A 24,407-nucleotide genomic window follows, 5' to 3' on the forward strand; every position below is an offset into this window, starting at 1 on the left:
CATGGGGTAGTTTCAAGGGGGATGCTCCTCCTGGCTGGCCCCACGGATACCGGCAAAACCACCCTGGCCTTAAAGCTTTTAGAAAAGGCCAAGGAAGCCTACCTCCTGGACCTGGACCCGGGACAAGGCTCCCTACCCGGGGCCTTCACCCTCTTCCACCACCGGGAAGGAACCCTCACTCTCCTACGCCGCCACCTTCTGGGGGCCCTGTCCCCCAGAGGGATGGAGGCGCAGGCGGTGGTGGGGGCCCTGCGCCTGGCGCGCCTCATCCCCGAAGGAAGCCCCGCCGTGGCCGACACGGATGGCTACCTGGACCCCGGGTTTCGGCTCTTACAGATTGAGGCCCTGGTGCCCACCGAGGTGCTGGTCCTGGGGTGGGAGGAACTTTACCAGGCCCTTTCCTGGCGCAAGGACCTAAGGGCGCGCCTGGCCCCGCCCCTTCAGGGGGTTCGCAGGAAAACCCCGGCCGAGAGGCGGAAAAACCGCCTGGAAAGGCTTTTTGCCCACTTCCAGGAAGCCAGGCCCCGCTCCCTTCCCCTTGGTCGCGTGCCCGCGTTCCCTATGGAACCCCCCGAGCCCCACCGGCTTTATGGGCTCCTGGACGAGGAGGGGTTCCTCCTGGGCTATGGGCGGCTTCTCGCCTGGGAAGGGGGGGAGGGCCTTTTCCTCACCCCCGCCTTGGAGGAGGTGGCCAAGGCGGTGCCCACCCGGCTTCTTCTCCCTATCCCCGCACTACCAGGTTGAGGATCTTGCCGGGGACGTAGATCTCCTTCACGATCTCCTTACCCTCCAAGTGGGCCTGGACGTTTCGCACCTTCCGGGCCTCCGCCAGGGCCACCTCCAGGGGGGCGTCCTTGGGGATCTGGATGGTGCCCCGCACCCTGCCGTTCACCTGCACCGCCACCTCCACCACCTCCTTTTCCAGGGCCTTCTCGTCCAGCTCGGGCCAACCCGCCTCAAAGAGGCTATCCGGCCAGAACCAGTGCCAAAGCTCCTCGGCGATGTGGGGGGCAAAGGGGAAGAGCATCTGCAGGTAATAGCGGAGGGCGGTGCGGTACACCGGGGTCACGGGGCGCTCCTTGCGGTAGTCGTAGAGGGCGTTCAAAAGCTCCATGAGGGCGGCGATGGCGGTGTTGAAGCGCAGGGCCTCGAGGTCCTCCGTGACCTTCTTCAAGGTGGCGTGGAGCTTCCGGTAAAGCTCCCGGTCCGGATCCTCCAGGGCCTCCGCCGGGAACTTCCCGCTGGTGGCCAGCAGGGCCTCCTTGTCCTCGGCCACCCGGCGCCAGATGCGGTTCAGGAAGCGCCAGGCCCCCTGCACCCCCTCCTCCGTCCAGACCATCTCGTTCTCCGGGGGCGCGGCGAAGAGGATGGTGATGCGGGCGATGTCCGCCCCCTCCTCCTTCACGAAGGGACCCACCATCACCCCGTTACCCTTGGACTTGCTCATCACCGCGGGCTTCCAGAAGTGCAGGGTGCCGTCCTCGTGGGGCCTGAGCTCCGCCCCCATCTTCCGCACTTCCTCCAGGGAAAGCTCCCTCTCGGGGATCTCCAGCCGGATGCGGGTGGGCTCGGGCAGGCGCACCCTCTCCCCTTCCACCTCTACGGGGCCGAAGTCGGTCCAGGCCAGGACCATGCCCTGGGTGAAAAGGCCCGTAAAAGGCTCCTCCACCTTCACCATCCCCAGGTCGTGGAGGAACTTGGTGAAGAAGCGGCTGTAGAGGAGGTGAAGCACCGCGTGCTCCACCCCGCCGATGTACTGGTCCACCGGCATCCAGAAGTTGGCCTTCTCAGGGTCAAAGGGGAGCTTCTCGTTTTTGGGATCGGCGTAGCGCAGGTAGTACCAGCTGGAGTCAAAGAAGGTGTCCATGGTGTCGGTGTCCCGCCGGGCGGGGCCGCCGCACCTGGGGCAGGTGGTCTCGTAGAACTCGGGGTGGGCCTCCAGGGGGCTTTTCCCCTTGGGGCGGATGTCCTCCACATCCTTGAGGTCGGGGAGGAGGACGGGAAGCTCCTCCTCGGGCACGGGCACCACCCCGCAGGCCTCGCAGTGGACCATGGGGATGGGGGTGCCCCAGTAGCGCTGGCGGCTGATCAGCCAGTCCCGGAGGCGGTAGGTGACCCTGGCCCTCCCCAGGCCCTTCTCCTCCAGCCAGGCCACCACCTTCCGCTTGCCCTCCTCGCTTTCCGTGCCGTCAAAGGGCCCGGAGTTCACCATGACCCCAGGCTCCTCGTAGGCGGCCTCGAGGGGCTCCGGCAGGGGCTTTCCCGGGCGCTCGATCACCTTGCGGATAGGCAGGCCGAACTTCTTGGCGAACTCAAAGTCCCTCCCGTCGTGCCCGGGCACGGCCATGATGGCCCCGGTGCCGTAGCCATAGAGCACGTAGTCCGCGGTCCAGATGGGGATCCTCTCCCCGGTGGCGGGGTTTTGGGCGTAGGCCCCCAGGAAGACCCCGGTCTTCTCCCGGCCCTCCGCCTGGCGCTCGATCTCCGTCTTGCGCCGGGCGGCCTCCACGTAGGCCTCCACCTCGGCCCGCCTTTCCGGGGAAGCCAGCTTGAGGGTCAAGGGGTGCTCCGGGGCCAGGACCAGGAAGGTGGCCCCGAAAAGGGTGTCGGGCCGGGTGGTGAAGACGGTGATGGCCTCTCCCAGGCCCTCCACGGGGAAGTGGATCTCCGCCCCCTCGGAGCGGCCGATCCAGGCCCTTTGCATGGCCTTCACCTTTTCCGGCCACCGGAGGCCCTCGAGGTCCTCAAGGAGCCTATCCGCGTAGGCGGTGATGCGCAGGTACCACTGCACGAGTTCCCGCTTCTCCACCGGGGTGTCCTCGTGCCGCCAACAGCGGCCCTCCACCACCTGCTCGTTGGCCAAAACGGTCTGGCACTTGGGGCACCAGTTCACCAGCCCCCCCGCCCGGTAGGCTAGGCCCTTTTCCCACATTTTTATGAAAATCCACTGGTTCCAGCGGTAGTAGTCGGGCTCGCAGGTGGTCACCTCCCGGTCCCAGTCGTAGAGGATGCCCATGAGCTCGAGGCTTTCCTTGGCCTGGCGGATGTTCTCGTAGGTCCAGTCCTTGGGGTGGACGCCGAACTTGAGGGCGGCGTTCTCCGCGGGCAGGCCGAAGGCGTCCCAGCCCATGGGGTGGAGGACCTCATAGCCCTGCACCCGACGGAAGCGGGCCAGGACGTCCCCCATGGTGTAGTTCTTCAGGTGGCCCATGTGCAGGTCCCCGGAGGGATAGGGAAACATGACCAGCACGTACTGCTTGCCCCGCTTCCCGGGCGCCTCCTTGGCCTTCATGAAGCCCTTTTCCTTCCAAAAGCGTTGCCACTTGGGCTCTATGGCGTGCGGGTTGTACTTCTCCATGCGCTCCTCCCTCAAAAAAACCCTTCCCCCAAGGGGAAGGGACAGCCAGGCCCCTTCCCGCCTTAGGGGATTAGCCTGGCCAAGCTCATGGGAACATGATACTGCAATCCGGCAAAAAAACGTGGGGCGCCCTAGTCCTCCACCGCCCTCGCCACCACCGCCCCCAGGAGGAAGACCCAAAGCACCAGATACAGGCCGAGTAGCGCCAGGACAAACCCCGCCAGGGGTCCGTAGAGGAGTTCGTACTGGGAGCGGGGAAGGAGCTTGGGAAGCCCAAGCCGCACCCCCTCGAAGAGAAGGGCCGCCACCCCTGCCCCCACGCTCAAGGGCACCAGGTGGCGAAACCCTTTAAGGCCGCGAAAAAAGGCGTAGGTGAGGAGAAAGAGCAAAAAGGCCAGGAAGAGGGGTAAAAAAGCCTCCAAAGGCGAAAAGGCCCCCCGCCACTCCGGAGGGAGGAAGCGGAGGAGAAACCCCAGGGCCAGGCCCAAAAGGGCCAGGAGGATGAGGGCCAGGCCCAGGACCACCGGCATGAGGAGGCCCAAAAGGCGGTGGCGAAAACCCGGGGGGCGGCCAAAGATGAACCCCAGGGCGTAGCTCAGGGCGGCGAAGAAGTTGCTCCCCGACCAAAGGAGGAAGAGGGCGCTCACCAGGGTGAGGGGAAAAGCTCCGCGGGTGAGGAAGCGCAAGAGGTCCTGGGCCAGCTCCGGCCGGGCCGGGAAAAGACCCTCGGTCAAGGCCTGCACCCCGGCCAAAAAGCCCTCCCTTAGGGCCTCGCTCCCCGAGAGGAAAAGGCCAAAGACCCCCACCAGGAGAAAGAGAAGGGGCATGAGGGAAAGCAGGGCGTAGTAGGCCAGGGCGGCGGCGAAGAAGGGGACGTGGGCCTCCTGGTACAGGTTGAGAAGCCGTCTAAACAAGGGCCGCCGCCTCCTTTGCCCCCTGCTCGTCCCCCGCCTCCCGGAAGCGGCGGACCGCTTCCCGCCGGTGTCCCTCGGCCTCCTCCCGGCTCCCAAAGCGGAGGTGCCAAAGGAGGAGGCCCCGGTGGGCCACCGCCTGGGCCAGGGGATGGGCGGCCCCCTCCGCCCAGGCCAGGGCTTCCCCCAGGAAGGCGCGGCTCTCCTCCCGCCTCCCCAGGAGGAGGTGGGCGAGGCCCTGCTCGTAGCGGTTGGCTGCCCAGGCCAGGGACTCCTCGGGCAGCAGGCGGGCCTCTTCCCGGAAGACCTCCAGGGCCTCCTCGAGCCTCCCCGCCATCCTGAGGACCATCCCCACCTGGTGGAGGGCCCGGTGGCCCCCCGTCTCCCGGAAAAGGGCCCGGTAGAGGGCCTTGGCTTCCCCGTAGCGCCCCTGGAAGGCCAGGGCATAGCCCAGGGCGAAGCGGGCCTCCGGGGAAGCATCTCCCCGGAGGAGTCGTTCGGCCTCCCCATAACGGCCCGCCTCCATCAGGTCCCAGGCCGCCCGCAGGCGCTCGCCTTCCACCTTCCCCCCTACTCCCGCTCCTGCCCCTCCCCCAGGGCCACCCACTTGGTGGTGGTGAGCTCCAGGGGCCCCATGGGGCCATAGGCGTGGAGCTTGGAGGTGCTGATGCCGATCTCCGCCCCCAGGCCCAGTTGGAAGCCGTCGTTGAAACGGGTGGAGGCATTCCAGAGGACGAGGCTGGCGTCCACCTCCTCCAGGAAGCGCCAGGCCACCCGGGGGTCCTCAGTGCAGACGGCCTCGGTGTGGCGGGAGCCGAAGCGGGCGATGTGCTCCAGGGCCTCCTCCAGCCCCGAGACCACCTTCACCCGGAGGATCAGGTCCAAATACTCCCGGTCCCACTCCTCCTCCTGGGCGGGCACGGCCTCCTTCAGGAGGGGAAGGGCCCTGGGGCAGGCCCTGAGCTCCACCCCCCGTTCCCGCATGGCCTTTTCCAGCCGGGGCAGGAAGGCTTCGGCCACCCTTCGGTGGACCAAAACGGCCTCGAGGGCGTTGCACACCGCAGGCCGCTGGGTCTTGCCGTTCAGGGCTAGGCGGAGGGCCATGTCCAGGTCGGCCTTTTCGTCCACGTAAAGGTGGTTCACCCCCTTGGCGTGGGCCAAAACCGGCACCCGGGCCTCCCGTTGCACCAGGCGGATGAGCTCCTCCCCGCCCCGGGGGATGAGGAGGTCCAATAACTCCAGGCGGCACAGGGCCAGGATGGCTTCTCGCTCGGTGGTGGGCACCAGGCTCACCGCCTCCACAGGAAGCCCGGCCTCCTTTAAGGCCCGATGCCACAGGGAAACCAGGGCCTGGTTGGAGCGGAAGGCCTCCTTGCCGCCCCTAAGGAGCATGGCGTTCCCCGCCTTCAGGGCCACGGAAACCGCCTCCACCGTGGCCCCGGGCCGGGCCTCGTAGATGAAGCCGATGAGGCCCAAGGGGACCCGCATCCTTCCCACCCGGAGGCCGTTTGGCCGCTTGCTAAGCCCCTCGATCCGCCCCAAGGGATCCGGGAGGGCGGCGATCTGCCGAAGCCCCTCGGTGAGGCTCCTAAGGTCCTTGTCCTTGAGGGCCAGGCGGTCCAGCTTGGCCCGGGATAGCCCCGCCTCCTCCGCCTCCTCGAGGTCCGCTTGGTTGGCCTTTAGCACCTCCGACCAGGCTTCCTCTAAGAGACGGGCCATGGCCAGAAGAGCCCCGTCCCGGTCCCCCTTGGCGATCTCGGGAAGCCTGGCCCTGGCCCCTTCCGCCAGGGTTCTCAGGGTATTCTCTAACCCCCCCATGCCTCCTCCTTCAAGGCCAGGTGGTCCCGGTGGACCACCTCCTCTGTGTAGCGATAACCCAGTAAAGCCTCAATCTCGGCGCTTTTGTGCCCCTTGATGCGCTCAATCTCCTCGGCAGCGTAGTTGGCCAAGCCCACCCCCACCTCTTCCCCCGCCTCGGTGAGGAGGCGCACCGCCTCCCCCCGGCCGAACCGCCCCCGCACCGCCTTGATGCCGGCAGGCAGGAGGCTTGCCCCCCTCTCCCTTAAAGCCCTCACCGCCCCGGCGTCCAGCACCAGCTCCCCCTTGGGCTTCAGAAGACCATAGAGCCAGGCCCTCTGTCCCCGGTACCGCCTTCTGGCGTGGAAGTACGTGCCCAAGGAAGCCCCTGCCAGAGCCTCGAGGATCACCCCGGGCCTTCTTCCCGGGAGAAGGAGGGTGGGGATCCCCACCCTTCCGGCAATGCGGGCGGCAAGGAGCTTGGAGCGCATCCCCCCGCTTCCCAAGGGATTCCCCTCCCCGGCATGGGCCAGCACGGCCTCCACCCGCTCCACCTCCGGGATGGGGCGGGCGCTGGGGTTCTTCTTGGGGTCATCCTCGTAGAGGGCGTCTACGTCGGAAAGGAGGAGCAAAAGCCCCGCCTCCACCAGGGCCGCCACCCGGGCGGAAAGCTGGTCGTTGTCCCCGAAGCGGATCTCCTGGAAGGCCACCGTGTCGTTCTCGTTGATGACGGGAACCGCCCCAAGATGCAAAAGGGCCTGCAGGGTGGCCTTGGCGTTCAGGTAGCGCCCGCGGCTCGCCAGATCCTCGGCGGTGAGGAGGACCTGGGCCACTGGGGTGGGGGTGAAGGCTTCCCGCCAGTGGGCCATGAGGAGGGGCTGGCCGATGGCGGCCAAGGCCTGCTTGGTGGGCATGTCCTGGGGGCGGGGCAGGCCCAAGGCCGCCATCCCCGCCGCCACCGCCCCCGAGGAGACCAGGACCACCTCCCGCCCCTCCTGGCGCAGGGCCAGGACCTGGCGGGCAATCTCCCGCATCACCCCTTGCTCCAACCCTTGGGGCCCCGCCAAGACGGCGCTTCCCACCTTGATGACCAGCCGTTTGGCCTCGAGTCCCGGCCGCATTAAGGCCCAGGATAGCATCTCTCATCCTTTGGCCTTGGGTGAGGGCTAAGGTGAGCAGATGACAAAAGGGTTGTCTTCCTTTCTATTGCTGGTCATGGCTCATTTACTGTCCGCCTGCAACGGCGTTTTACCCAATCCTCCCTCGGGCAATATCGGCCTGACGGTCAATCCCACCACACTTACCCTTGGGCAAGGGCAAAGCCGTACCCTCACCCTAACCCTCACTCCCCCAAATGGCTTCACCGGCACCGTAAGCCTGGCCCTGGTGAACGCTCCGGCAGGGGTAACCCTCTCCCCTGGAAGCTTGGACATCACCAGCCCAGACCCTGTGACGCGGTCCCTAACCCTGACCGTGGGTTCCTCCACCCCCACGGGTACCCACGCCCTCAAGGTCCGGGCCACAGGAGGTGGCATCAGCCGGGAAGCGGACCTGACCCTCACCGTCACCCAGGCCACGGCAGGGGATTTCACCATGACCCTCGAGGGTTCCTCCCTCTCCGTGGCCCAGGGGGAAACCGCTTACGTGCGCCTGGTGGTGAGCGGCACCTACACCGGCCAGGTGACCCTTTCCCTGGTGGACGCCAGCAAAAACCCCTTCAGCGGGGTAAGCCTGAGCCCCACCAGCACCCTGGTCCCCTCGGCCCCCATGCTGGAGCTCATGGCCTCCCCTACCCTTTCTTCTGGCATCTACAACCTCTTCGTGCGGGGTCAGGGAGGAAACCTGGTGCGGGAGGTTCCCCTTACCCTCGAGGTTACTCAGGCTTCCTCTCGGCGGAACCTGCGTATTGCCAAGGCGGAGTGGGGCCAGACGGTGCTCAAGGAGAACTTGCGTCTGGTAACGGGCAAACCCGCCCTGCTAAGGGTCCACCTCCTGGCAAACCCCTCCCCCATTTCCCTGAGCAACCCCTTGGCTGGAGCGGTATATTTGAACAGCACCTTCCAGGGCAACCTGGCTTTTTCCTGTCCAAGCCCCATCCCTAGCACCACGGACCCAGGAAACCTGGCCACCACCTGTACCGCCACCCTGCCGAGCAACTGGGTGGCCCCTGGGCTACGGGTGGAACTCCGGGCGGATCCCCAGGATCAGGTGGCTGAGAGCAACGAAAGCGACAACCTCTTAACCCTCACCCCCAGCGTGGGTGCGGGTACGGTGCTTTACCTGACCGTGGTCCCCGTGATCCATCAAGGGCAACAAGCGCAGGTACCCAGCTTCAGCCAGACCCTCTGGCGCATCTGGCCCCTGAAGGAGGTGGCCTCCACCATCCGGGCCCCCTACACCTTCTCCGGCACCCTAAGCCCCAGCGACGGAAACACCTGGGCCCGGCTTCTGGACGAGCTTCGCCTCCTACGCCAAAGCGATAGAAGCCAGCGGTTCTACTACGGCTTCGTGAAGGTCTCCTACACTTCGGGCATCGTCGGGATTGGCTACCTGGGCTATCCCGTGGCCGTGGGGTGGGACTACTCCCAGAGCGCCCCCGCGGTGATGGCCCACGAGCTGGGGCATAACTTTGACCGGGAACACGCCCCTTGTGGGGTATCCGGCGACCCCAACTATCCCTACGCGGGCGGCAAGATCGGCACCTGGGGGTACGATCTCGCCAACGGCTCCTTAAAGGACCCCAGCCAGTTTTACGACCTCATGAGCTACTGCGGCCCCCAGTGGGTTTCCGACTACACCTACGAGGGGGCGCAAAGCTTCCTGGAAGCCTCTCCTCCAACGCCTTTGTCCTTAATGGAGGACGGTCTCCTCTTCTCTGGGCGCATCCGGGATGGGGAGGTGGTGTTCAACCCTCCCTTAAAGCTCAACGCTGCCCCGGAAGGGAAGCCCTCCGCCTACCGCCTGCGGGCGGAAGGACCGGGAGGTCCCCTCGAGGTGCCCGTTCCCATCCTGAAAGACTCCGAAGGTACCCTCCACTTCCAGGCCCGCCTGCCCCTGAACCCCTACACCCGGGTGGGGCTCTACCTGGGAAGCCAGCTCCTCAAGGAGGCCACCCTCCCTCTTCTTCCCCAGGCGGAACCCCAGGTAAAGCTAAAGGAGGAAGGGGGCTTCCTCCTGGTCCACATCCAGGGCTACCCCTTCTTTTCCCTTTTCCACGTGGCTTCAGATGGAACCCGCACCGCCTTGGGCCTCTGGCACCGGGCAGGGGAGGTGCGGTTTGCCTTGGAAAACCTTCCCGAAGGAGGCCAGTGGGAAATCCAGCTTACGGATGGGCTAAATATCCGTATCCTTCTCTTCCCTCGCTGAGAAACGCCCCTGGCGAAAGGCCACCCTTCCCTCCCGCCTGAGCCGCACCAGGAGGGCGAAGAGGGTGGCCTTCCTGAGCCCGGGGTGGAGGGGTTGAAGCTGGGTGTGAAGGTCCTCGAGGGTCCTGGGCTCCCGAAGAAGGTGGAGAAGATGGGCTTCCAGACGCTTATCCCGCACCAACCCCATTATTGACAAGGGGGGCTTTCCCATGCTACCTTGAGGGTCGGCTTGGGCCCGTAGCTCAGTTGGATAGAGCGGCTGACTACGGATCAGCAGGTCAGGGGTTCGAATCCTCTCGGGCCCGCCAAGTCCAGAACGCAACACTTCCGGGGCCAGTAGCGGCCCCGGAAGCGGCTTTTTACTGCTTCTGGGTTCCGAGAGTCTCCTTTTACCGGCAAACTCCCTACAATGGGGCCATGAAGATCTACACCAAGACCGGGGACGCTGGGGAAACCGGCCTCTACGGGGCCGAGCGGGTGGTGAAGGCCCACCCCCGGGTGGAAGCCTATGGCACCGTGGACGAGGCCAACTCCGCCATCGGCCTGGCCCGGAGTCTCCTCCCCAAGGAACACATAGACCTTCAGGACCTCCTGGAGCGCATCCAAAACGCCCTCTTCGACCTGGGGGCCGACCTGGCCACCCGCATGGGCAGCCCCTACGAGAAGAACATCGCCCGCATGGACGCCCAGGACGTGGAAGAAGTGGAACAGGCCATCGACCGCTACATGGAGGAAAGCCCCCCCTTCCAGGGCTTCATCCTCCCGGGAGGGCATCCGGCAGCAGCAGCCTTGCACCTGGCCCGCACCGTGGTGCGCCGGGCAGAGCGCAAGGTGGTGGCCTTAAGCCGGGAGGAACCCGTGAACCCCGAGGCCATCCGCTACCTCAACCGCCTTTCTGACCTTCTCTTTGTCCTGGCCCGGGTGGTGAACGCCCGGGAAGGCGTGCGAGAAGAGGCCTGGCTGGTGAAGAAAAGGCGCTAGGGCCAGGGCTTGCCGTAGACCCTTACCTCGGCCCCGGGGAAAGCGGTTTCCAGAAGATCTTTCAGGAACAGGGCGGCTGAGGGCAAGAGGCCTCCGCAAGGACCCTCCATGTAGAGGAAAAGGTAGCGGGGCCTTCTCGGGGACTGGGAAAACCCCAGGCATCCCTCGTATTCGGGGAAATACTCGTAAAAAAGCTCCAATAGGTCCTGCACCAGATCCTTGGCCTCGGGCAGGGCCTCAATGGAACTCTGCGGCTTGACCCAGAAGGTCATGGCCTTCATGCAAATCCATTATGGCCCTTGACCCCAATCGGGCGGTGTGATATCACTAAGATATATGATTGAAGTCGCTAGTCTCACCAAGGCCTACGGCCAGCACCTGGCCGTGCGGGAGCTCACCTTCCGGGTGAGCCCCGGGGAGGTCTACGCCCTCCTGGGTCCCAACGGGGCTGGGAAGACCACCACCTTGCGCATCCTTTCCACCCTGATATGCCCCACGAAGGGCAGGGCCAAGGTGGCGGGGTTTGATGTGGCCCAAGACCCCCTCGAGGTGCGCCGGCGCCTGGGCCTGGTTAACGGAGGCATGCGGGTCTACGACCGCCTCACGGGGCGGGAGGTGCTCCGGTTCTTCGCCGGGTTTTACGGCCTCGAGGGCCAAGCCTTCCAGGAGGCCCTGGACTGGGTAGCGAGCCTTTTGGAGATGGAGGAAACCCTGGAGCGAAGGGTCATGGAGATGTCCACCGGCATGCGCCAGAAGGTGGTCATCGCCCGGGCCATCCTCCACCGCCCTCCCGTCCTCCTTCTGGACGAGGCCACGGCCGGGCTGGACGTCTTCGCCCGCAGGGCTCTTCTGGACTTCGTCAAGGCCTACCGCCAGCTGGGCAACGCCATCATTTACTCCACCCACGTGATGAGCGAGGCAGAGGAGGTGGCGGACCGGGTGGGCTTTTTGCACCAGGGCCGGCTGGTCTATGAGGGAAGCAAGGAGGAAGCCCTAGCCCTGGGGGAGGGAAGCCTGGAGCAGGCGTTCGTGCGCAGGGTGAAGGAGGCCGCATGAGGAATATCTACCGCATCTTCTGGAAGGAACTTGTGCAGGTCTTTCGCGACCGCAAGCTGGTCTTCTCTACCCTGGTCCTACCCATCTTGCTCATGCCCATTTTCATGTTCGGGCCCAGCCTGGTCCTCCAAAGGCTCCTGCAGGGCGCCCAGGAGAGGAAGCAGGAGGTGGCAGTCCTGAACCTGCCCGAAGAGGCCCTCCGCACCCTGGAGCAGGCCGGACTCTCCCCCAAGGCCCACCCCGACCCCGAGGGAGCCGTGCGGGAGGGGAAGTATCCCGTGGGCGTCCGCTACGAGCAGGGGGTGTACCGGGTTTACGGCCGCCTGGCCGGGGGGCTCACGGAGGGGCAGGTGGCGGTGGGCAAGGTGCAGGCCGCCCTCCAGGGGCTGAAGGAGGCCATGGTGGCGGCGGAGCTCGCCCGCTGGGGCGTACCCCAGGAGGTCCTCCACCCCTTCCAGGTGGAGGTGGTGGACGCCTCACCTGAGCGGGAAAAAGCGGGAGGGGTTTTGGGCTTCCTCCTCCCTTTCTTCCTGGTGGTCTTCGTCCTCTCCGGGGGGCAGGTGGTGGCGGTGGACGCCACCGCGGGGGAGAAGGAGAAGGGCACCCTCGAGGCCCTTCTCATGGCCCCGGTGCCCCTCCTACATCTGGCCCTGGGCAAGACCCTGGCCACGGTGGCCATGGCCCTCCTCTCCGGGGTGTCGGGGCTTTTGGGGATCGCCCTGGGCGGGGCCCTGGCCGCCCGCTTCGGTGGGGGCCTCCTCACGGAAAGCAGCCAGACCCTGGAGCTGGGGGGCCGGATCGCTCTGGACGGGGGGAGCTTCCTTGCCCTCTTCCTCAGCGCTTTCCTCCTGGCCCTCTTCATGGGAGCGGTGATGGTGAGCCTGGGGCTTTACGCCCGAAGCTTCAAGGAAGCCCAGAGCTACATGGCTCCCCTCCAGCTTCTGGCCCTGTTGCCCCTCCTCTTCCTGCAGTTCCGGGGCTTCTTTGAGCTGGAGGCCTGGCACCACCTGGTGCCCCTCTTCAACGTGGCCCTCCTCATGGACGCCCTTCTGAAGGGGAGCGCCACCCCCCTGCAGGCAGGCCTCACCTGGGGCTCCACCCTGGTGTACGCCGGGCTGGCGCTCCTCTATGCCGTGCGGGTCTTCGCCCGGGAAGAGGTGGTCTTCCGTAACTAGGGAGGAAAAGATGCGCGAGATCAAGGAGTTTACGGCGTGGCGGACAAGCGGTTTTTTGGCCCTGATGGCCTTACTGCTGGCCCTTTTCTGGATGGGGTGGGCGGGGTACGGCCTCCTGCGGGAGCGGGAGCTTTTCTACCTCTGGCACCTCCTCCTTGCCCTCCTGGCCTCATGGCTTCTGGGGGCGGGACTCTTCACCGTGCAGCCCAACGAGGCCGTGGCCCTTACCTTTTTGGGGCGGTACGTGGGGAGCGTGCGGGAGGAGGGTTTCCACTTCGCCAACCCCCTGGCCCAGCGGAAGCGGGTGTCCTTAAGGGTCCACAACTTCACCTCGGAGAAGCTCAAGGTCAACGATGCCCAAGGGAACCCCATCGAGATCGCCGCGGTGGTGGTTTGGCGGGTGGTGGATACCGCCAAGGCCCTCTTCCAGGTGGAGGACTACCAGAGCTTCGTGGCCATCCAGTCGGAGGCGGCCATAAGGGCCCTGGCGAGCCGCCACCCCTACGACGGGGAAGGGGTTTCCCTGCGGGGCAACCCTGAGGAGATCGCCGAGGAGCTGAAGGCCGAGGTGGAGGCGCGGCTCAAGGTGGCGGGGGTGGAGGTGCTGGAGGCCCGGATCACCCATCTGGCCTACGCCCCCGAGGTGGCCCAGGCCATGCTCCGCCGCCAGCAGGCCCTGGCGGTGGTGGCGGCCCGGAAGCTGATCGTGGAGGCGGCGGTGGGGATGGTTAAGGAGGCCTTGGCGGGCCTCGAGGCCAGCGGGGTGGCCCTGGATGAGGAGCGCCGGGCGGCCATGGTGAACAACCTCATGGTGGCCCTGGTCTCCGAGGCCCAGGCCCAGCCGGTGGCTCAAAACTTGCACTTATCCACCCCCCGCATACCCATGCGCCAGGGGACCACTTGAAAAGGGCCGCCCGGTTCCCTTCGGATGAAGGGTGCCATGCACCAGACGGCCCAAGCTCTACTCTGGACCCTCCTGGCCCTCCTGCCAACCCCCCACCTCCGGGAGTCCCTCAAAGCGCTTCTTCTCCTCCTTCTCACCGGCCACGGCAAGGCCAGGCCCCAGCACAGCAAGACCAAGTCCCCTTCCGCCCTCTCCCGCTTCCTCAACCGCTATCCCTGGCCCACCCGCGCCCTCATCCGCCTGGCTCGCAAGAAGGCCCAGGAAACCCTCCACCGGGCCAGGCCCAGGCGGGGGCCCAAGCCCAGGCTCCTGGTGGTCCTGGACCTGGTCACCCTGGAGAAGCGGGGCCTCTTCCCCGCCTTGCCCCTCTCCTTTTTCCACGGCAAGTGGGGGCTCCACCTGGTGGTGCTCTATCTGGTGCTGGGAGAGCTGCGCATCCCCTGGGCCTACCGGGTGTGGCGGGGGAAGGGGGAGAAGGCCCTTTCCCTCCTTGCCCTGCGTCTTCTGGCCTCCCTGCCCCCCTGGATGCGCAAGTCCTTCCACCTTCGGGTGGTGGCCGATGCTGCCTTCGGCACCGCCCGGTTTCTTGTGGGGGTGCGGGGGTTGGGTCTGGAAGCGGTGGTGGGGATGCGGCGGGACCGAAAGACGCGGGAGGGGCTTCCCCTCTTTGGGCTCAGACGGCAGGGGAGCCGGGTGCACCTGCGGGGACTTCCCTTTCCCGTGTGGGTGAGCTGGTACCGCTATCCCTTACCCGGGGGAGGGTGGGAGTGGCGGTACGTGGTGGCCACCTTTCCCGCGGGGCCACGGACTGTGCTGGTGTGGGGGCGGCGGCGGTTTACCATTGAGCACTTCTTCCGCACGGTAAAGAGCGAGTTTTCCCTGGGGCGTTTTGGGCAGCGGACGGCCTTGGGGGTGCATCGGTTTCTGGTGTTGTCCTTCCTGGCTTACCTGCTGGCCCACTGGGTGAGGCTAGCTCCAGACGGGAGAGGTCTTTCTTGGCGGGAGGCTGGGCGGGAGGCGGCGCGCCTGCTTCTGCCGGAGGTGGTCTTGCGGGTCCTCATGGCCGAGCTGGGAGCTTTGGGTCTTTGGCCTCCGCCTGCGGGGGGAAGGGGGTGTTCATGCAGGGTATTCGGGAGGTGCAAGTTTTGAGGTGGTGAACGTGGGGACGCTCTACGCCTAGGGGCAATGGGGTGAAAGAGGAGAAAAAGCGCTTCCTCTTGCGGCTGGACCCGAGGCTCTACCGGGTCCTGGAGAAATGGGCCCAGGACGAGCTGAGGAGCGTGAACGCCCAAATAGAATACCTCCTGAAGGAGGCAGCCAAGCGGGCGGGGAGGTGGAAGGATGCGGCTACTTCCGAGGAGGGACGGGAACCCTAAGCGGTTTTTCCTGGGGCTATTCGCCCTCTTCCTCCTGGCCACCCTTGGGGCCAGCGCAGTCCTTGCCCGGGAGAAACCGGAAAGCCTCCCCCTCCTTCTCGGCTTCCTCCTGCTGGAGCTTCCCGCGGTGGGCGTCCTGCTCTACTGGCTGGCCAGCCTTCCCCAAAGGTTCTTCTACGAGCTACGGGGCCCCGTGCTCACCCTCCACCTGCCCTTCGGCCACCGCTCGGTTCACCGTTCGCAGGTGAAGGAGGTGCGGCTCCTGGCCTACGCCCTCCCTTGGTGGAGCTACCGCTACAAGGGGGAGACCTCCATGCCCGGCTACCATCACCGGCGGCTTCGCCTCGAGGGCCTTCCCGTGGAGGCCTTCGTGGGGGCCCGGCGGGGGGAAGGGGTGCTCCTGTTGCTGAAGGAGGGGAGGGGCCTCCTCCTGAACCCGGAGGACCCAAAGCCCCTCCTTGCCTGGAAGGAGGAACGATGAACGCCCTTTACTGGACCTTCGGCCTTTCGTGGGGGGTTTACCTGCTCTTTTACCTCTTGGGCGGGCGCTGGAACCCTGCCCCAGAAGAGGCGAACCCCGAAACCGCCCTTTTCCTCACGGCTTTCGGCTTCCTCTACATGTGGCTTCCCGGCTTCGTGGCCCTCTACTTCGCCCGTAAGGAAGGGGTGCGCCTTCCCCTCTCTTTACGACCCAACCGCTACTGGCTCTTTGCCTGGCTCTTCCCCGTGGCCCTCACCCTGCTCTCCCTCCCCTTGAGCCTGCCCTTCGCCCCCTGGCGGGGTTTCGCCGCCCTTTACGGGGGGATACCCCCGGAGGAACTGGCCCTGCTCCCGCAGGGCTTTTTCCGCCTCCTTCCCCTCATCCTCCTCCTCACGGGCCTCCTGGCGGGGGCCACGGTGAACCTGCTGGCCGCCCTGGGGGAAGAGCTCATGTGGCGGGGGTACCTATGGGAAAGGCTTCGGGACCGGGGCTTCTGGCCTGCCAGTCTGGAGATCGGCTTCTACTGGGGGCTTTGGCACGCTCCTTTGGTCCTCTCCGGCCACAACTACCCCCATGAGCCCCTCTTGGGGGTACCCATGATGGTCCTCTTCGCCCTCCTCCTCACCCCCGCCCTCCTCTACGTGCGGGAGAAAGGGGGCTCGCTGCTGGCGGCGGCGCTCCTCCACGGCACCCTGAACGCCGTGGCGGGCCTCTCCTTTCTGCTGGTGGAACGCACCCACGACCTCCTCATCGGGGTGGTGGGGCTCCCCGGGCTTTTCCTCCTTTCCCTCTTCAACCTCTGGCTGAGGAGGCAGGTATAGTCAAGGGGATGCGGTTTCTGGTGCTTTCGGGGCTTTCCGGGGCGGGCAAGACCACGGCCAAGGGCTTTTTGGAAGACCTGGGCTACTTCATGGTGGACAACCTCCCCCCAAGCCTGTGGGAAGCCCTTTTGCAGGAACTGAGCCGAAGGGGGGTGGAGCGGGCCGGGGTGGTGCTGGACGCCCGGGCCCTGGCCTTCTTTGGGGATTTGGAAAAGACCTTGGACGGGCTCAAGCCCACCGTGGTCTACCTCGAGGCCCGCCCCGAGGTCCTCCTGCGCCGCTACAACCTGACCCGGAGGGTCCACCCTTTGGGGGCGGGTAACCTCATGCGGGAGATCGGGGAGGAACGCCGCATCCTGGGCCCTCTAAGGGCCAGGGCCCATTTGGTCCTGGATACCTCGGAGCTTTCCCCAAGGGCCTTGAAGGAAGCCTTGGTGCGCTTTTTGGGGGAGGAAGCGGGCTTTCTTTTGCGCCTCATCTCCTTTGGCTTCAAGTGGGGCCCGCCCCAGGAAGCCGATCTGGTCCTGGACGTGCGCCCCCTGCCCAACCCCCACTACGACCCCGGCCTCAAGCCCAAGACGGGTCTGGATCCCGAGGTGCAGGCCTACGTGTTCCGGGAGGAGCACGAACCCTACTACCGGGCTCTGCTGGCGGTGGTAGGGCTGGCAGCGGAAGGAGCCAAGGCCGAGGGAAGGGCCTTTTACACCGTGGCCGTGGGGTGCACCGGGGGAAGGCACAGAAGCGTGGCGGTAGCGGAACGGCTCGCCGAGGAGCTCTCAAGCCGCTTCCGGGTGGAGGTAAGCCACCGCGATGTGGACAAGGAGGAATAGGCCACTGGGATTCTACCGGGTAGCCAAAGGGCTCGCCCGGCGCTTTCCCCCGCTTCGCTGGCTCTACCCAGGGATGCGGGTCAAGCGCTACGCTGCCTTGGCAGGCCTGGGGGTAGGCCTCATGGCCTACGGGCTGGCCCGCTTCCTCCCTCCCCCACCCCCGGAACCCTGGGCCTTGGTCCTTGTCCTCCTGGGCCTCGCCCTCTTGGTGGGAGGGGTAAGGAGCATGAACCGGAGCATGCTCTCCGCCTTCACCGAGCCGGAGGAGGTTCCCGAAAAGGTCTACGTGCGCAGGAGGCTAGAGCAGGGCCCCAAGGTGGTGGCCTTTGGCGGCGGAACCGGGCTTTCCCGGGTGCTGAGGGGCCTGAAGGAGCACACGGCCAACACCACCGCCATCGTGGCGGTGACCGACGATGGAGGCTCCACGGGCCGGCTACGCCTGGCCTTCGGCCTGCCGGCGGTGGGGGATCTGGTGGATTGCCTGGCGGCGCTTTCCGATCACCCTGCCCTTCCCAAGCTCCTGCACCACCGCTTCCAGGAAGGGGAGTTTAAGGGCCACACCTTCGGCAACCTCTTCCTCTTGACCCTGAACCAGGAGGCCCGGGATTTCGCCCAGGCTATCCTCGAGGCCAACGCCATTCTGCAGCTTCGGGGCCAGGTCTTTCCCGCCACCCCCGAGGCCGTGCGGCTTAGGGCCCGCTTCCGCGATGGCTCGGAGGTGGTGGGGGAAGTGGCCATCCGGGAAAAAAGGGGGCGGATCCAGGAGGTCTTCCTGGAACCCGAACCCCAGCGGGTCATGGAGGAAGCCCTCAGGGCCATCCGTCAGGCGGACCTCCTGGTTCTGGGCCCGGGAAGCCTCTACACCAGCGTCATCCCCAGCTTCCTGCCCAAGCCCCTCCTGGAGGCCATGGCCAAGGCCAAGGCTCCCCTGGTCTACGTGGTGAACCTCATGACCGAACCCGGGGAAACCGACGGCTACACCGCCTACGACCACTACAAGGCCGTCGCCTATCACCTGGGCCGAAGGCCCGAGGTGGTTCTGGTGCACACCGCCCCCATCCCCCAGGAGGTCCTGAAGCGCTATGCCGAGGAAGGGCGCTTTCCTGTGGCCTTTGACCCCAGGCCCTTTGCCGTGGATGGGGTGCGGGTGATCATGGGAGACTTCCGGGAGGAGGGTCCCTTGGCCCAGCACGATCCGGAAAAGGTGGTGAGGGCCCTCGTTTCCCTGGTATAAAGATGGGCGTGCTTTTCCTCTTCCAGGATCCCTTGGGCGACGATCAAGGCCTGGCCTACCTCTATCCCCGGGCAGCCCTGTTCCAGGAGGCGGGGGAGGGTTATGCCGACCTCCTGGCCCTGGCGGGGGAAGAACGGGAAGGGAAGCTGGTCCTTAAGGTGCGCCTGAGCCGCTACCCGAATCCCCTCGAGGGGCCCTTGGGCTTCAGCCTGGCCACGGTGGCCCTCTGGTTGGACACCGGGGAAGGAGGGGAGGAGGCCTTGCTTCCCGGGCTTGCCACCCCCCCCGGCCAAGGCTGGGAGGTGGCCTATGTCCTCACGGGCTTCGGGGGGGAGAAGCGCACCCCGGCTGGGGAAAGATCGCCCGTAAGGGTATGGCGGGAAGGGGAATGGGTAGCGGTGGACACGGGGCTTTCCCCAGGACCCTACGGCTACTACGGGGCGGTGGGCCTCTTTGACCCCTTTGCCCCTTGGTACCTGCGCCCCATAGCCCCGGAAGGCGGCCCCTGGACCCTGGGGGCCCCGGCGGGAAGCCCCCCAGTGGTGGACCTTTTGACGGAGGCACCCCTGGACCAGGTAAAGGCCTACCAAACCGGCATCCTGAAGCCCTTAAGGCCCAAGGGGTTCACCCTTAAGAGGGAAAGCCTCCTGGCCTTTGCCCTGGGCGGGGCCTCCCTCCTCCTGGCCTTCCTCCTCCGCAAGCCCTAGAGGGGACGCAAATCCTCGAGAAGAAGCCAGCCCACCCCCTTGGGAAGCCCCTCCAGCATCCCCTGCACCACCGGGGCCAGGGTTTCCGTCAGGGGCTTCAGGGCCTCGAGCGGCTCCTCGGTAAGAAACAGGAGGGTGAGCTGGTAGAAGCGCTGGGTATGGGTGGGGGTACCGTCCTCAAAGAAGGGCGTGGGGGGCGGCACCTCGTCCAGGAGAAGCCTGGCCCCCTCCACCTCCTGGGGAAGTAGGGTTTTCAGGTCCAGGGCAAGCTCCCTGGGGTACCAGAGGTAGCCCTGGAACAGGCGCACCGCTTGCACCCGTCTAGTTTAGAACCTCCCACACCTCCTCGCCATAGCGGTAAACCCGAGGAAGCCTCCGGGAAAGGTGCACCGCCACCTCGTAAGGGATGGTCCCCCGGGCCTCGGCCCAGGCACAAAGCCCCGTGGGGCCGAAATCCGGGGAGAGCACCTCCAAGACCGCCTCCAGGGGCAAAGGCCCCGGGGAAAGGACCGTGGTCTGGTCCATGGAGATGCGGCCCGCCACCGGGTAAAGGCCTCCTTCGGGGCCCTTCACGAAGCGGACCGCCCCCCGGGGAAGCCCGTCAGCGTAGCCCACGGGCAAGGTCAAGAGCCACTCCCCACCCCGGGCCACGTACTCCCCTCCGTAGCCCACCCGGTCGCCTGCCCTCAGCTCTTTTACCAGGGTGGGCCGGGCGAGAAGGCGAAGGATGGGCTTCAGGCCGAAACCTGGGATGAGGCCATAGAGGGCGAGCCCCACCCGCACGTTCTCCCCCCGTGTAGCAGAAGCCCGTGGGAGTTTTCCAGATGGTAGAAGTAGCCTTTTCCTAAAGCCTCCCGCACCCCTTGGAAGCGGCTTCTTTGCACCTCCACGAAGGCTGCGTCCTCCCCGGCGGTGGCCAGGTGGGTATAGACTCCCTCCACCCTTATCCCCAAGGCCTCCACCGCCAGGAGGGCACCCTTGGCCTTCTCCCAGGGAAAGCCCACCCGGTTCATCCCCGTGTCCACCTTGAGGTGGGCCCTGGGGGTTAGGCCCAGGGCCCGGGCCCTCTCCGCCAGGGCCTGGGCCGCCTCGAGGGTGGAAAGGCCCGGCACCAGGTTCCAGCGCAGGGCCTCCTCCGCCTCCAAGGGGTGGAGGCTTCCCAAAAGGAGGACCTCCCCCTCCACTCCGCCTTTTCGCAGGGCCCTCCCCTCCCCCACCGTGGCCACCGCCACCCGCCTGGCCCCCTTTTGGAAGAGGAAGCGGGCCAGGGGCAAGGCCCCGTGCCCGTAAGCGTCTGCTTTAAGCACGGGAATCACCTCCCCTCTGGCCCTAGCCCTTAGAAGAAGCCAGTTGGCCTCGAGGGCCTTAAGGTCTACCTCCATCCAGGCCCGGGCCCCGAGGTACGCCATCGCGTGACCCATGCCTAATCCTCCAGAAGCCCCACGAAGCGGTGGGGATCGGGATCCAGCTTAAAGCGACGGCGGTCCAGGTGGGCAAGAAGCTTCCCAAGCCGCTCCGTGCTTCCCCTTAGGAGGAGGTGGAAGATGTACATCCCCTTCACCCTGGGCACCGGCGCGGGGGCCGGCCCCAGCACCTCGCCCTCTTGGGCCACGTCCTTCAGGGCCGCAAGGAGGCCATAGGCCTCCTCGAGGGCCCGCTCCTCCTTGCGGTGGGCCACCTCCAGCTTCACCATCCGCACCTTGGGAGGGTAATCCAGGGCCTCCCGCAGGGCCTTTTCCCTCCAGGGGAAGACCTCCACGCTCCCCTCCAAGAGCGCCTGGTGGACAGGGTGGTCGGGGGTGTAGGTTTGGAGGACCAGAAGGGGCCTTCTCCCTGGCCGGAGCTCGGTGAGGGCCCAAAGCAGGCGGTGGTACCGCTCGGCGGCGCGGAAATCGGCATCGTAGAGGAAGCCATCGGCATAGGGCAGAAGGACCAAGGCCAGCTCGGGGAGCACCGGGCCACGGAGAAAGGCGGTGGTGCCCACCACCACCCCTGGTTCTCCCTCGAGCAGGGGGCCCAGGTCATCCTTTCCCTCCCTGGAGTAGCGGTACACGGGTAGGGAAAGGCGCCCCCTCAGTTCTTCCTGCAGCCATTCCAGCCCTGGCCCCTTGGGCTCCAAAAGGGGGGAGCCGCACTCCGGGCACAAGACCGGGGGAGGCTCGCGGTGGCCGCACTGGTGGCAGACCAGCTCCCCCCTGCCCCCCTTGCGGTAGCGCAAGGGAAGGGCGCAGTTGGGGCAGGTAGGCTTGTACCCACAGTCGGCACAGAGGAGGAAGGCGCTATAGCCCAAGCGGGGAGAAAGGACCAGGGCCTGCCGACCCTTCTCCTCCACCTGCTTCAAAAGGGCCCAGGCCCTCCCCACAAGGGGATACCCCTTCTCCTTCCTCAAGTCCACCAGGAGAACCCTCGGCTTGGGTACCGGGAAAACCAGGCCGGGCTTTTCCAAAACCTCCACCGCGGGCACCAGGGAAAGGTAGGTAAGGGGGACTCCCAAAAGCCTCGCCCTGAGCTCCGCCAAGGGAGGCACAAAGGCCCTTGTCCCTGAGGGAAGCTTGTAGCTTTCGCTCCCCTCCTCCACCACCACCAAAGAATCCGGGGTGAAGGGGAGGAGAAGCCCGCCGTAAGTGGCGAAGATCAAGCCGGTAGGCTGCCGGAAAAGGACCTCCCGCGCTTCCCGGGAAAGGCCCCCATGGTACGGCCTGGCTTGGGGAAAGTGACGGAGGAAGCGCTCCAAGAGGCTCACCTCCGGGAAGAGAACCAGGTGGCTTCCCTTGGCCACCAGACCCGCCAGGAAACGCATCCTCTCCCCAAGCCTTCCCCCGTTCAGCCTTTCGGGCCTTTCCGGAAGGAAGAGGGGCTTTAGGGGCTCGCCCGTAGGGGAAGGCTCCCTGGGAGTCGCGTAGCCGATGTACCCCTCGGCGAGAAGCCGCTTCACCCGGCCCACCCCCACCCCAGCAGCCCGGGCCAAGGCGGCCAAACTCTCCGCTTGGCCTAGGGTCCAAAGGACCCGCAAAACGGCGTCCAGGAAAGGGTCAGGATGCCGCTTCTCCAGGGGGATGAGAACCTTTTTCCCCTCCTTGAAGGCCACCTCCTCCTGCAAGACCCCAGCCTCCCGCAGGTAATCCAGAAGCTTGGGGTCAAACCCCTTAGCCTCCTGCCAGGCGACAAGGCCCTCCAACCCCTTGGGCAGAAGGGCTGGGTCCGCCCCTGGGTAGAGGCGCACCCGGTGCCTTAGTTCGGGAAAAGGGGGTAGGAAGTCGGCCAGCGCCTGACCCAAGGGAGCGAAGAGGTAGCGGGCGGCTTCCTCCAGAAACAGGATCTCCTCCGGACGCAAGTAGGGCCTCGAGTCCAGATAGGCGATGGCGTGCCGCAAGGCATGGCTCGGCCTGCCCCCTTCCCCCACCACCACCCCCACCCGCACCCCCCTCGCCAGGGCACCGCCACCCGCTTCCCCAAAGCTTCCTCCTCCTCCTGGCCCAGGGGAGGCAGGTAGGTCATGGGGGGAAGGGGCAGGGGTAAGGCCACCTGAAGAAGGCGCATGCTGCCCATAAGATAAGGGGGATGCGGTGGGCGGTGGTGCTTTCTGGGGTGGCCCTCTACAGCGCCCTCTACGCGGTGGTGCCCTTGTTACCCCTTTTGGAAAAGCTCTTCGCTGCCCCCCCAGGGGCTGCGGGGCCAGGCATGGGCCTGCCCCTTTTGCTTCTGGTGCTCCTTTCCCCCTGGGTACCCCGCCTGGGCCTGCCGACGGGTACCCTGTTGGGCGGGGGCCTTCTCTTGGTGGGCCTAGGGGGGGTGCTCGGAGCCTTTAGCCCCAGCCTTCTCCCCTGGACCCTTTGCCGCATCCTCCAGGGGGTGGGGGCCGCCCTGGTGCCCACCCTGGCCATCGCCCTTATCCCCCTCCTCTTTCCGCAAAGGGCCTGGGAGATGGCCGGGGTATACATGGCGGGGAATGTTCTGGGCGGGGGCATGGGCCGGGTGCTGGCAGGGCTTTTGGCGGAATCCCTGGGGGTGCGAGGCGCCCTCCTCCTCCTTTCCCTGCCTGCCCTTCTCCTAGGCCTCGTCCTCCTTCGGGCTCCCACAGGGCTTCCCGCCCTGGGTAGGCCGCAATACGACCTTTCCGCCTTTCCCTTGTACCTGGCGGGTTCCATCCTCCTTTTCCTGAACCTCTTCCTGGCCAACCTCCTACCCTACCGCCTTCTGGAGCTGGGCTTCCGCCCAGGCGAGGTGGGGCTCGTGTACCTGGCCTACCTCTTCGGCATCCCGGGAAGCGCCCTTTCGGGGCTTCTGGCCCGCCGGTTCGGGGCGGTAGCCACCTTTCGCCTGGCCTTCTCCCTAGTCCTCCTCGCCCTGGGGCTTTTGCTCCTGCCTCCCCCAGGCCTGGTTCTGGGATTCATGCTCCTCATGGCCGCCCTCTTCACCGCCCAAAGCCTGGCCTCAGGAGTTGCCGGAAGAAAGGGAGCGGGGGTAAGCGGCACCTACGTGGCCGCCTTCTACCTGGGGGGCACCCTGGCCGGGCTTCTTTACCCCTTCTTCCTCCATAGCTTCCCCCTGGCGGTGGCGGTGGGTATGGCCCTGGCCCTTCTCAACCTCCTCCTGGACCCCGTCAGGTAAGCTCTTTTTTCCCGGAACCCTCCCCCCGCGCTACCATAACCCCATGGAACTCCACGCCGCCGACCAGTACCTGGTAGCCCCCGGGGAGGCCGGGCTTCTTTCCGTGTACGAAAGGCTTTCCGGCACCCGGCTCTATCCCCCTTTCCCCCCGGTGGAGCTCCCTGGCGGGGTGGGGGGGCTTTTGGAACGGGGGGGGTTCGGCCAGACTTTCTTCTTTCCGGCGGAGGTCCTGGGCCTGACCTTTAAGACCCCCAGGGGAAGGGTGGTGCGGGCCGGGGGGGTGGTGGTGAAGAACGTGCAGGGCTACGACCTGGTGCGGCCCTTTGTGGGGAGCTTCGGCTTGTTGGGAAAGGCCCTCGAGGTGGTCTTTCGCCTGAGACCGGGGCAGGCCTCCATCTTTTTAAAGAGGCCCTTCACCGGGGAGTTTCCCGAACTTACCCCCAATCCCCGTTTTCTCTTCGCCCTCCAGGAGGGAGGGTGGTGGTGGCTTTACGCCTTCCACTTCGGCCACGAAAAGGAGGTGGCCCGCTTCCAAGAGGCCTTCCGCGGGGAGGAGGCCAGACCCCTGGACCTGCGGCCCCTCTTCCCCCAGGGAATGGGGGTAGGGGAGGGTCCTCTCAAGGACCTTCGCTTTTCCTGGGCGGATGGGGGCAGGGCCCCAGAGCCACCAGAGACCTTTCTAAAGCTTGCCCGGGCACTTTAGGGTTCATGGTTCCCCATGGTTCCCACCCGGGGACCAAGGGGGGGATGGGGACACAGGCTGTTTTTCCGACCCATCTGGGGAAGGAGAGGGGTGGAAC

General features: G+C 66.2%; 23 protein-coding genes, 1 tRNA gene and 2 pseudogenes. 16 read left to right on the top strand and 10 right to left on the bottom strand.

All coding sequences use genetic code 11. The features are described 5' to 3' along the window. Nucleotides 1-21 precede the first annotated feature (21 nt). Nucleotides 22-744, top strand: a complete 723-nt coding sequence (locus EBI04_RS09300; RefSeq protein ID WP_135257224.1) for a Clp1/GlmU family protein — start codon at nt 22-24, stop codon at nt 742-744. On the opposite strand, the gene leuS is transcribed toward EBI04_RS09300, so the two are convergent. From leuS to proB, 5 genes are all read right to left on the bottom strand, one after another. After that, a complete protein-coding gene (gene leuS, locus EBI04_RS09305; protein ID WP_135257926.1) occupies nt 722-3,358 on the bottom strand; it encodes a leucine--tRNA ligase in 2,637 nt (878 codons plus the stop codon). The two genes, EBI04_RS09300 and leuS, sit on opposite strands and share 23 nt — an antisense overlap. Before the next feature lie 131 nt (nt 3,359-3,489). After that, on the bottom strand, nt 3,490-4,272 hold the full coding sequence (locus tag EBI04_RS09310; protein ID WP_135257225.1) for a YhjD/YihY/BrkB family envelope integrity protein: 783 nt from the start codon (nt 4,270-4,272) through the stop codon (nt 3,490-3,492). Further along, entirely contained in the window at nt 4,265-4,831 is a 567-nt protein-coding gene (locus tag EBI04_RS09315; protein WP_240695274.1) for a tetratricopeptide repeat protein, read from the bottom strand. Before EBI04_RS09315 ends, EBI04_RS09310 begins: the two co-directional genes overlap by 8 nt. A gap of 8 nt (nt 4,832-4,839) precedes the next feature. Continuing rightward, nucleotides 4,840-6,087, bottom strand: coding sequence for a glutamate-5-semialdehyde dehydrogenase (locus EBI04_RS09320; RefSeq protein WP_135257226.1), 1,248 nt, complete (start codon nt 6,085-6,087; stop codon nt 4,840-4,842). Continuing rightward, complete coding sequence (proB, locus tag EBI04_RS09325) at nt 6,075-7,187, bottom strand: glutamate 5-kinase (RefSeq protein WP_135257227.1); 1,113 nt, start codon at nt 7,185-7,187, stop codon at nt 6,075-6,077. Before proB ends, EBI04_RS09320 begins: the two co-directional genes overlap by 13 nt. Nucleotides 7,188-7,281: 94 nt before the next feature. Between proB and EBI04_RS09330 the strand changes: the two genes are divergently transcribed. Further along, nucleotides 7,282-9,432 (top strand): peptidase M66, encoded by a 2,151-nt coding sequence (locus EBI04_RS09330; RefSeq protein WP_135257228.1) that lies wholly within the window; start codon nt 7,282-7,284, stop codon nt 9,430-9,432. On the opposite strand, the gene EBI04_RS09335 is transcribed toward EBI04_RS09330, so the two are convergent. Continuing rightward, complete coding sequence (locus EBI04_RS09335; protein WP_135257229.1) at nt 9,400-9,609, bottom strand: hypothetical protein; 210 nt, start codon at nt 9,607-9,609, stop codon at nt 9,400-9,402. The genes EBI04_RS09330 and EBI04_RS09335 overlap by 33 nt on opposite strands. 53 nt (nt 9,610-9,662) lie before the next feature. On the opposite strand from EBI04_RS09335, the gene EBI04_RS09340 reads away from it, so the two are divergent. Together EBI04_RS09340 and EBI04_RS09345 are read left to right on the top strand one after the other, a co-directional pair. Continuing rightward, a tRNA-Arg gene (locus EBI04_RS09340) sits at nt 9,663-9,739 on the top strand. A gap of 109 nt (nt 9,740-9,848) precedes the next feature. Then, nucleotides 9,849-10,412 carry a cob(I)yrinic acid a,c-diamide adenosyltransferase gene (locus EBI04_RS09345; RefSeq protein ID WP_135257230.1) on the top strand — a complete coding sequence of 188 codons (564 nt, stop codon included), beginning with the start codon at nt 9,849-9,851 and terminating at the stop codon, nt 10,410-10,412. Here EBI04_RS09345 and EBI04_RS09350 read toward each other — a convergent pair. Then, the gene (locus EBI04_RS09350) at nt 10,409-10,693 is read right to left on the bottom strand and encodes a hypothetical protein (RefSeq protein ID WP_126169830.1); all 285 of its coding nucleotides are present in this window, start codon (nt 10,691-10,693) and stop codon (nt 10,409-10,411) included. The genes EBI04_RS09345 and EBI04_RS09350 overlap by 4 nt on opposite strands. Before the next feature lie 55 nt (nt 10,694-10,748). Here EBI04_RS09350 and EBI04_RS09355 point away from each other — a divergent pair, with 55 nt between their 5' ends. From EBI04_RS09355 to EBI04_RS09400, 10 genes are all read left to right on the top strand, one after another. Then, entirely contained in the window at nt 10,749-11,468 is a 720-nt protein-coding gene (locus EBI04_RS09355) for an ATP-binding cassette domain-containing protein (protein ID WP_135257231.1), read from the top strand. Then, the gene (locus EBI04_RS09360; RefSeq protein WP_135257232.1) at nt 11,465-12,643 is read left to right on the top strand and encodes an ABC transporter permease; all 1,179 of its coding nucleotides are present in this window, start codon (nt 11,465-11,467) and stop codon (nt 12,641-12,643) included. The genes EBI04_RS09355 and EBI04_RS09360 overlap by 4 nt, the downstream gene beginning before the upstream one ends. A gap of 10 nt (nt 12,644-12,653) precedes the next feature. Further along, nucleotides 12,654-13,547 (top strand): SPFH domain-containing protein, encoded by an 894-nt coding sequence (locus tag EBI04_RS09365; RefSeq protein ID WP_135257233.1) that lies wholly within the window; start codon nt 12,654-12,656, stop codon nt 13,545-13,547. Between the two features lie 36 nt (nt 13,548-13,583). After that, nucleotides 13,584-14,696, top strand: a complete 1,113-nt coding sequence (locus EBI04_RS09370) for a transposase (RefSeq protein WP_135257862.1) — start codon at nt 13,584-13,586, stop codon at nt 14,694-14,696. Nucleotides 14,697-14,737: 41 nt separating this feature from the next. Next, entirely contained in the window at nt 14,738-14,923 is a 186-nt protein-coding gene (locus EBI04_RS09375; RefSeq protein ID WP_135257234.1) for a type II toxin-antitoxin system antitoxin, read from the top strand. Continuing rightward, nucleotides 14,889-15,404 (top strand): hypothetical protein, encoded by a 516-nt coding sequence (locus EBI04_RS09380; RefSeq protein WP_135257235.1) that lies wholly within the window; start codon nt 14,889-14,891, stop codon nt 15,402-15,404. Before EBI04_RS09375 ends, EBI04_RS09380 begins: the two co-directional genes overlap by 35 nt. Beyond that, complete coding sequence (locus EBI04_RS09385) at nt 15,401-16,225, top strand: CPBP family intramembrane glutamic endopeptidase (protein WP_135257236.1); 825 nt, start codon at nt 15,401-15,403, stop codon at nt 16,223-16,225. Before EBI04_RS09380 ends, EBI04_RS09385 begins: the two co-directional genes overlap by 4 nt. Before the next feature lie 8 nt (nt 16,226-16,233). Continuing rightward, a complete protein-coding gene (gene rapZ / locus EBI04_RS09390) occupies nt 16,234-17,055 on the top strand; it encodes an RNase adapter RapZ (protein ID WP_135257237.1) in 822 nt (273 codons plus the stop codon). A 73-nt stretch (nt 17,056-17,128) separates the two neighbouring features. After that, nucleotides 17,129-18,289, top strand: a complete 1,161-nt coding sequence (locus EBI04_RS09395; RefSeq protein ID WP_206202027.1) for a gluconeogenesis factor YvcK family protein — start codon at nt 17,129-17,131, stop codon at nt 18,287-18,289. Nucleotides 18,290-18,297: 8 nt separating this feature from the next. Next, nucleotides 18,298-18,996: a glucodextranase DOMON-like domain-containing protein gene (locus EBI04_RS09400; RefSeq protein WP_135257928.1), complete on the top strand. Its 699-nt coding sequence runs from the start codon at nt 18,298-18,300 to the stop codon at nt 18,994-18,996. Here EBI04_RS09400 and EBI04_RS09405 read toward each other — a convergent pair. The 3 genes and pseudogenes from EBI04_RS09405 to EBI04_RS13240 form a co-directional block, all read right to left on the bottom strand. Beyond that, on the bottom strand, nt 18,993-19,313 hold the full coding sequence (locus tag EBI04_RS09405) for a DUF3208 domain-containing protein (RefSeq protein ID WP_135257239.1): 321 nt from the start codon (nt 19,311-19,313) through the stop codon (nt 18,993-18,995). The two genes, EBI04_RS09400 and EBI04_RS09405, sit on opposite strands and share 4 nt — an antisense overlap. A 4-nt stretch (nt 19,314-19,317) precedes the next feature. Beyond that, a pseudogene (gene alr, locus EBI04_RS09410) lies at nt 19,318-20,417 on the bottom strand (alanine racemase). Between the two features lie 2 nt (nt 20,418-20,419). Further along, a pseudogene (locus EBI04_RS13240) lies at nt 20,420-22,536 on the bottom strand (primosomal protein N' family DNA-binding protein). A gap of 21 nt (nt 22,537-22,557) precedes the next feature. On the opposite strand from EBI04_RS13240, the gene EBI04_RS09415 reads away from it, so the two are divergent. Both EBI04_RS09415 and EBI04_RS09420 read left to right on the top strand, forming a co-directional pair. Next, a complete protein-coding gene (locus EBI04_RS09415) occupies nt 22,558-23,607 on the top strand; it encodes an MFS transporter (RefSeq protein WP_135257240.1) in 1,050 nt (349 codons plus the stop codon). Nucleotides 23,608-23,650: 43 nt separating this feature from the next. Then, the gene (locus EBI04_RS09420) at nt 23,651-24,310 is read left to right on the top strand and encodes a DUF5639 domain-containing protein (protein WP_135257241.1); all 660 of its coding nucleotides are present in this window, start codon (nt 23,651-23,653) and stop codon (nt 24,308-24,310) included. The last annotated feature ends 97 nt before the right edge of the window (nt 24,311-24,407 follow it).

It is taken from the genome of Thermus caldilimi (genome assembly GCF_004684245.1).
In the GTDB taxonomy this organism is placed as follows: Bacteria; Deinococcota; Deinococci; order Deinococcales; family Thermaceae; genus Thermus; species Thermus caldilimi.

Coding starts and splice junctions, on each gene's coding strand:
- EBI04_RS09330 (WP_135257228.1), top strand. CDS start 7,282: ATGGCTCATTTACTGTCCGCCTGCAACGGCGTTTTACCCAATCCTCCC.
- EBI04_RS09320 (WP_135257226.1), bottom strand. CDS start 6,087: ATGGGGGGGTTAGAGAATACCCTGAGAACCCTGGCGGAAGGGGCCAGG.
- EBI04_RS09360 (WP_135257232.1), top strand. CDS start 11,465: ATGAGGAATATCTACCGCATCTTCTGGAAGGAACTTGTGCAGGTCTTT.
- proB (WP_135257227.1), bottom strand. CDS start 7,187: ATGCGGCCGGGACTCGAGGCCAAACGGCTGGTCATCAAGGTGGGAAGC.
- leuS (WP_135257926.1), bottom strand. CDS start 3,358: ATGGAGAAGTACAACCCGCACGCCATAGAGCCCAAGTGGCAACGCTTT.
- EBI04_RS09395 (WP_206202027.1), top strand. CDS start 17,129: ATGCGGGTCAAGCGCTACGCTGCCTTGGCAGGCCTGGGGGTAGGCCTC.
- EBI04_RS09300 (WP_135257224.1), top strand. CDS start 22: ATGCTCCTCCTGGCTGGCCCCACGGATACCGGCAAAACCACCCTGGCC.
- EBI04_RS09345 (WP_135257230.1), top strand. CDS start 9,849: ATGAAGATCTACACCAAGACCGGGGACGCTGGGGAAACCGGCCTCTAC.
- EBI04_RS09420 (WP_135257241.1), top strand. CDS start 23,651: ATGGAACTCCACGCCGCCGACCAGTACCTGGTAGCCCCCGGGGAGGCC.
- EBI04_RS09385 (WP_135257236.1), top strand. CDS start 15,401: ATGAACGCCCTTTACTGGACCTTCGGCCTTTCGTGGGGGGTTTACCTG.
- EBI04_RS09355 (WP_135257231.1), top strand. CDS start 10,749: ATGATTGAAGTCGCTAGTCTCACCAAGGCCTACGGCCAGCACCTGGCC.
- EBI04_RS09350 (WP_126169830.1), bottom strand. CDS start 10,693: ATGAAGGCCATGACCTTCTGGGTCAAGCCGCAGAGTTCCATTGAGGCC.
- EBI04_RS09415 (WP_135257240.1), top strand. CDS start 22,558: ATGCGGTGGGCGGTGGTGCTTTCTGGGGTGGCCCTCTACAGCGCCCTC.
- rapZ (WP_135257237.1), top strand. CDS start 16,234: ATGCGGTTTCTGGTGCTTTCGGGGCTTTCCGGGGCGGGCAAGACCACG.
- EBI04_RS09370 (WP_135257862.1), top strand. CDS start 13,584: ATGCACCAGACGGCCCAAGCTCTACTCTGGACCCTCCTGGCCCTCCTG.
- EBI04_RS09380 (WP_135257235.1), top strand. CDS start 14,889: ATGCGGCTACTTCCGAGGAGGGACGGGAACCCTAAGCGGTTTTTCCTG.
- EBI04_RS09365 (WP_135257233.1), top strand. CDS start 12,654: ATGCGCGAGATCAAGGAGTTTACGGCGTGGCGGACAAGCGGTTTTTTG.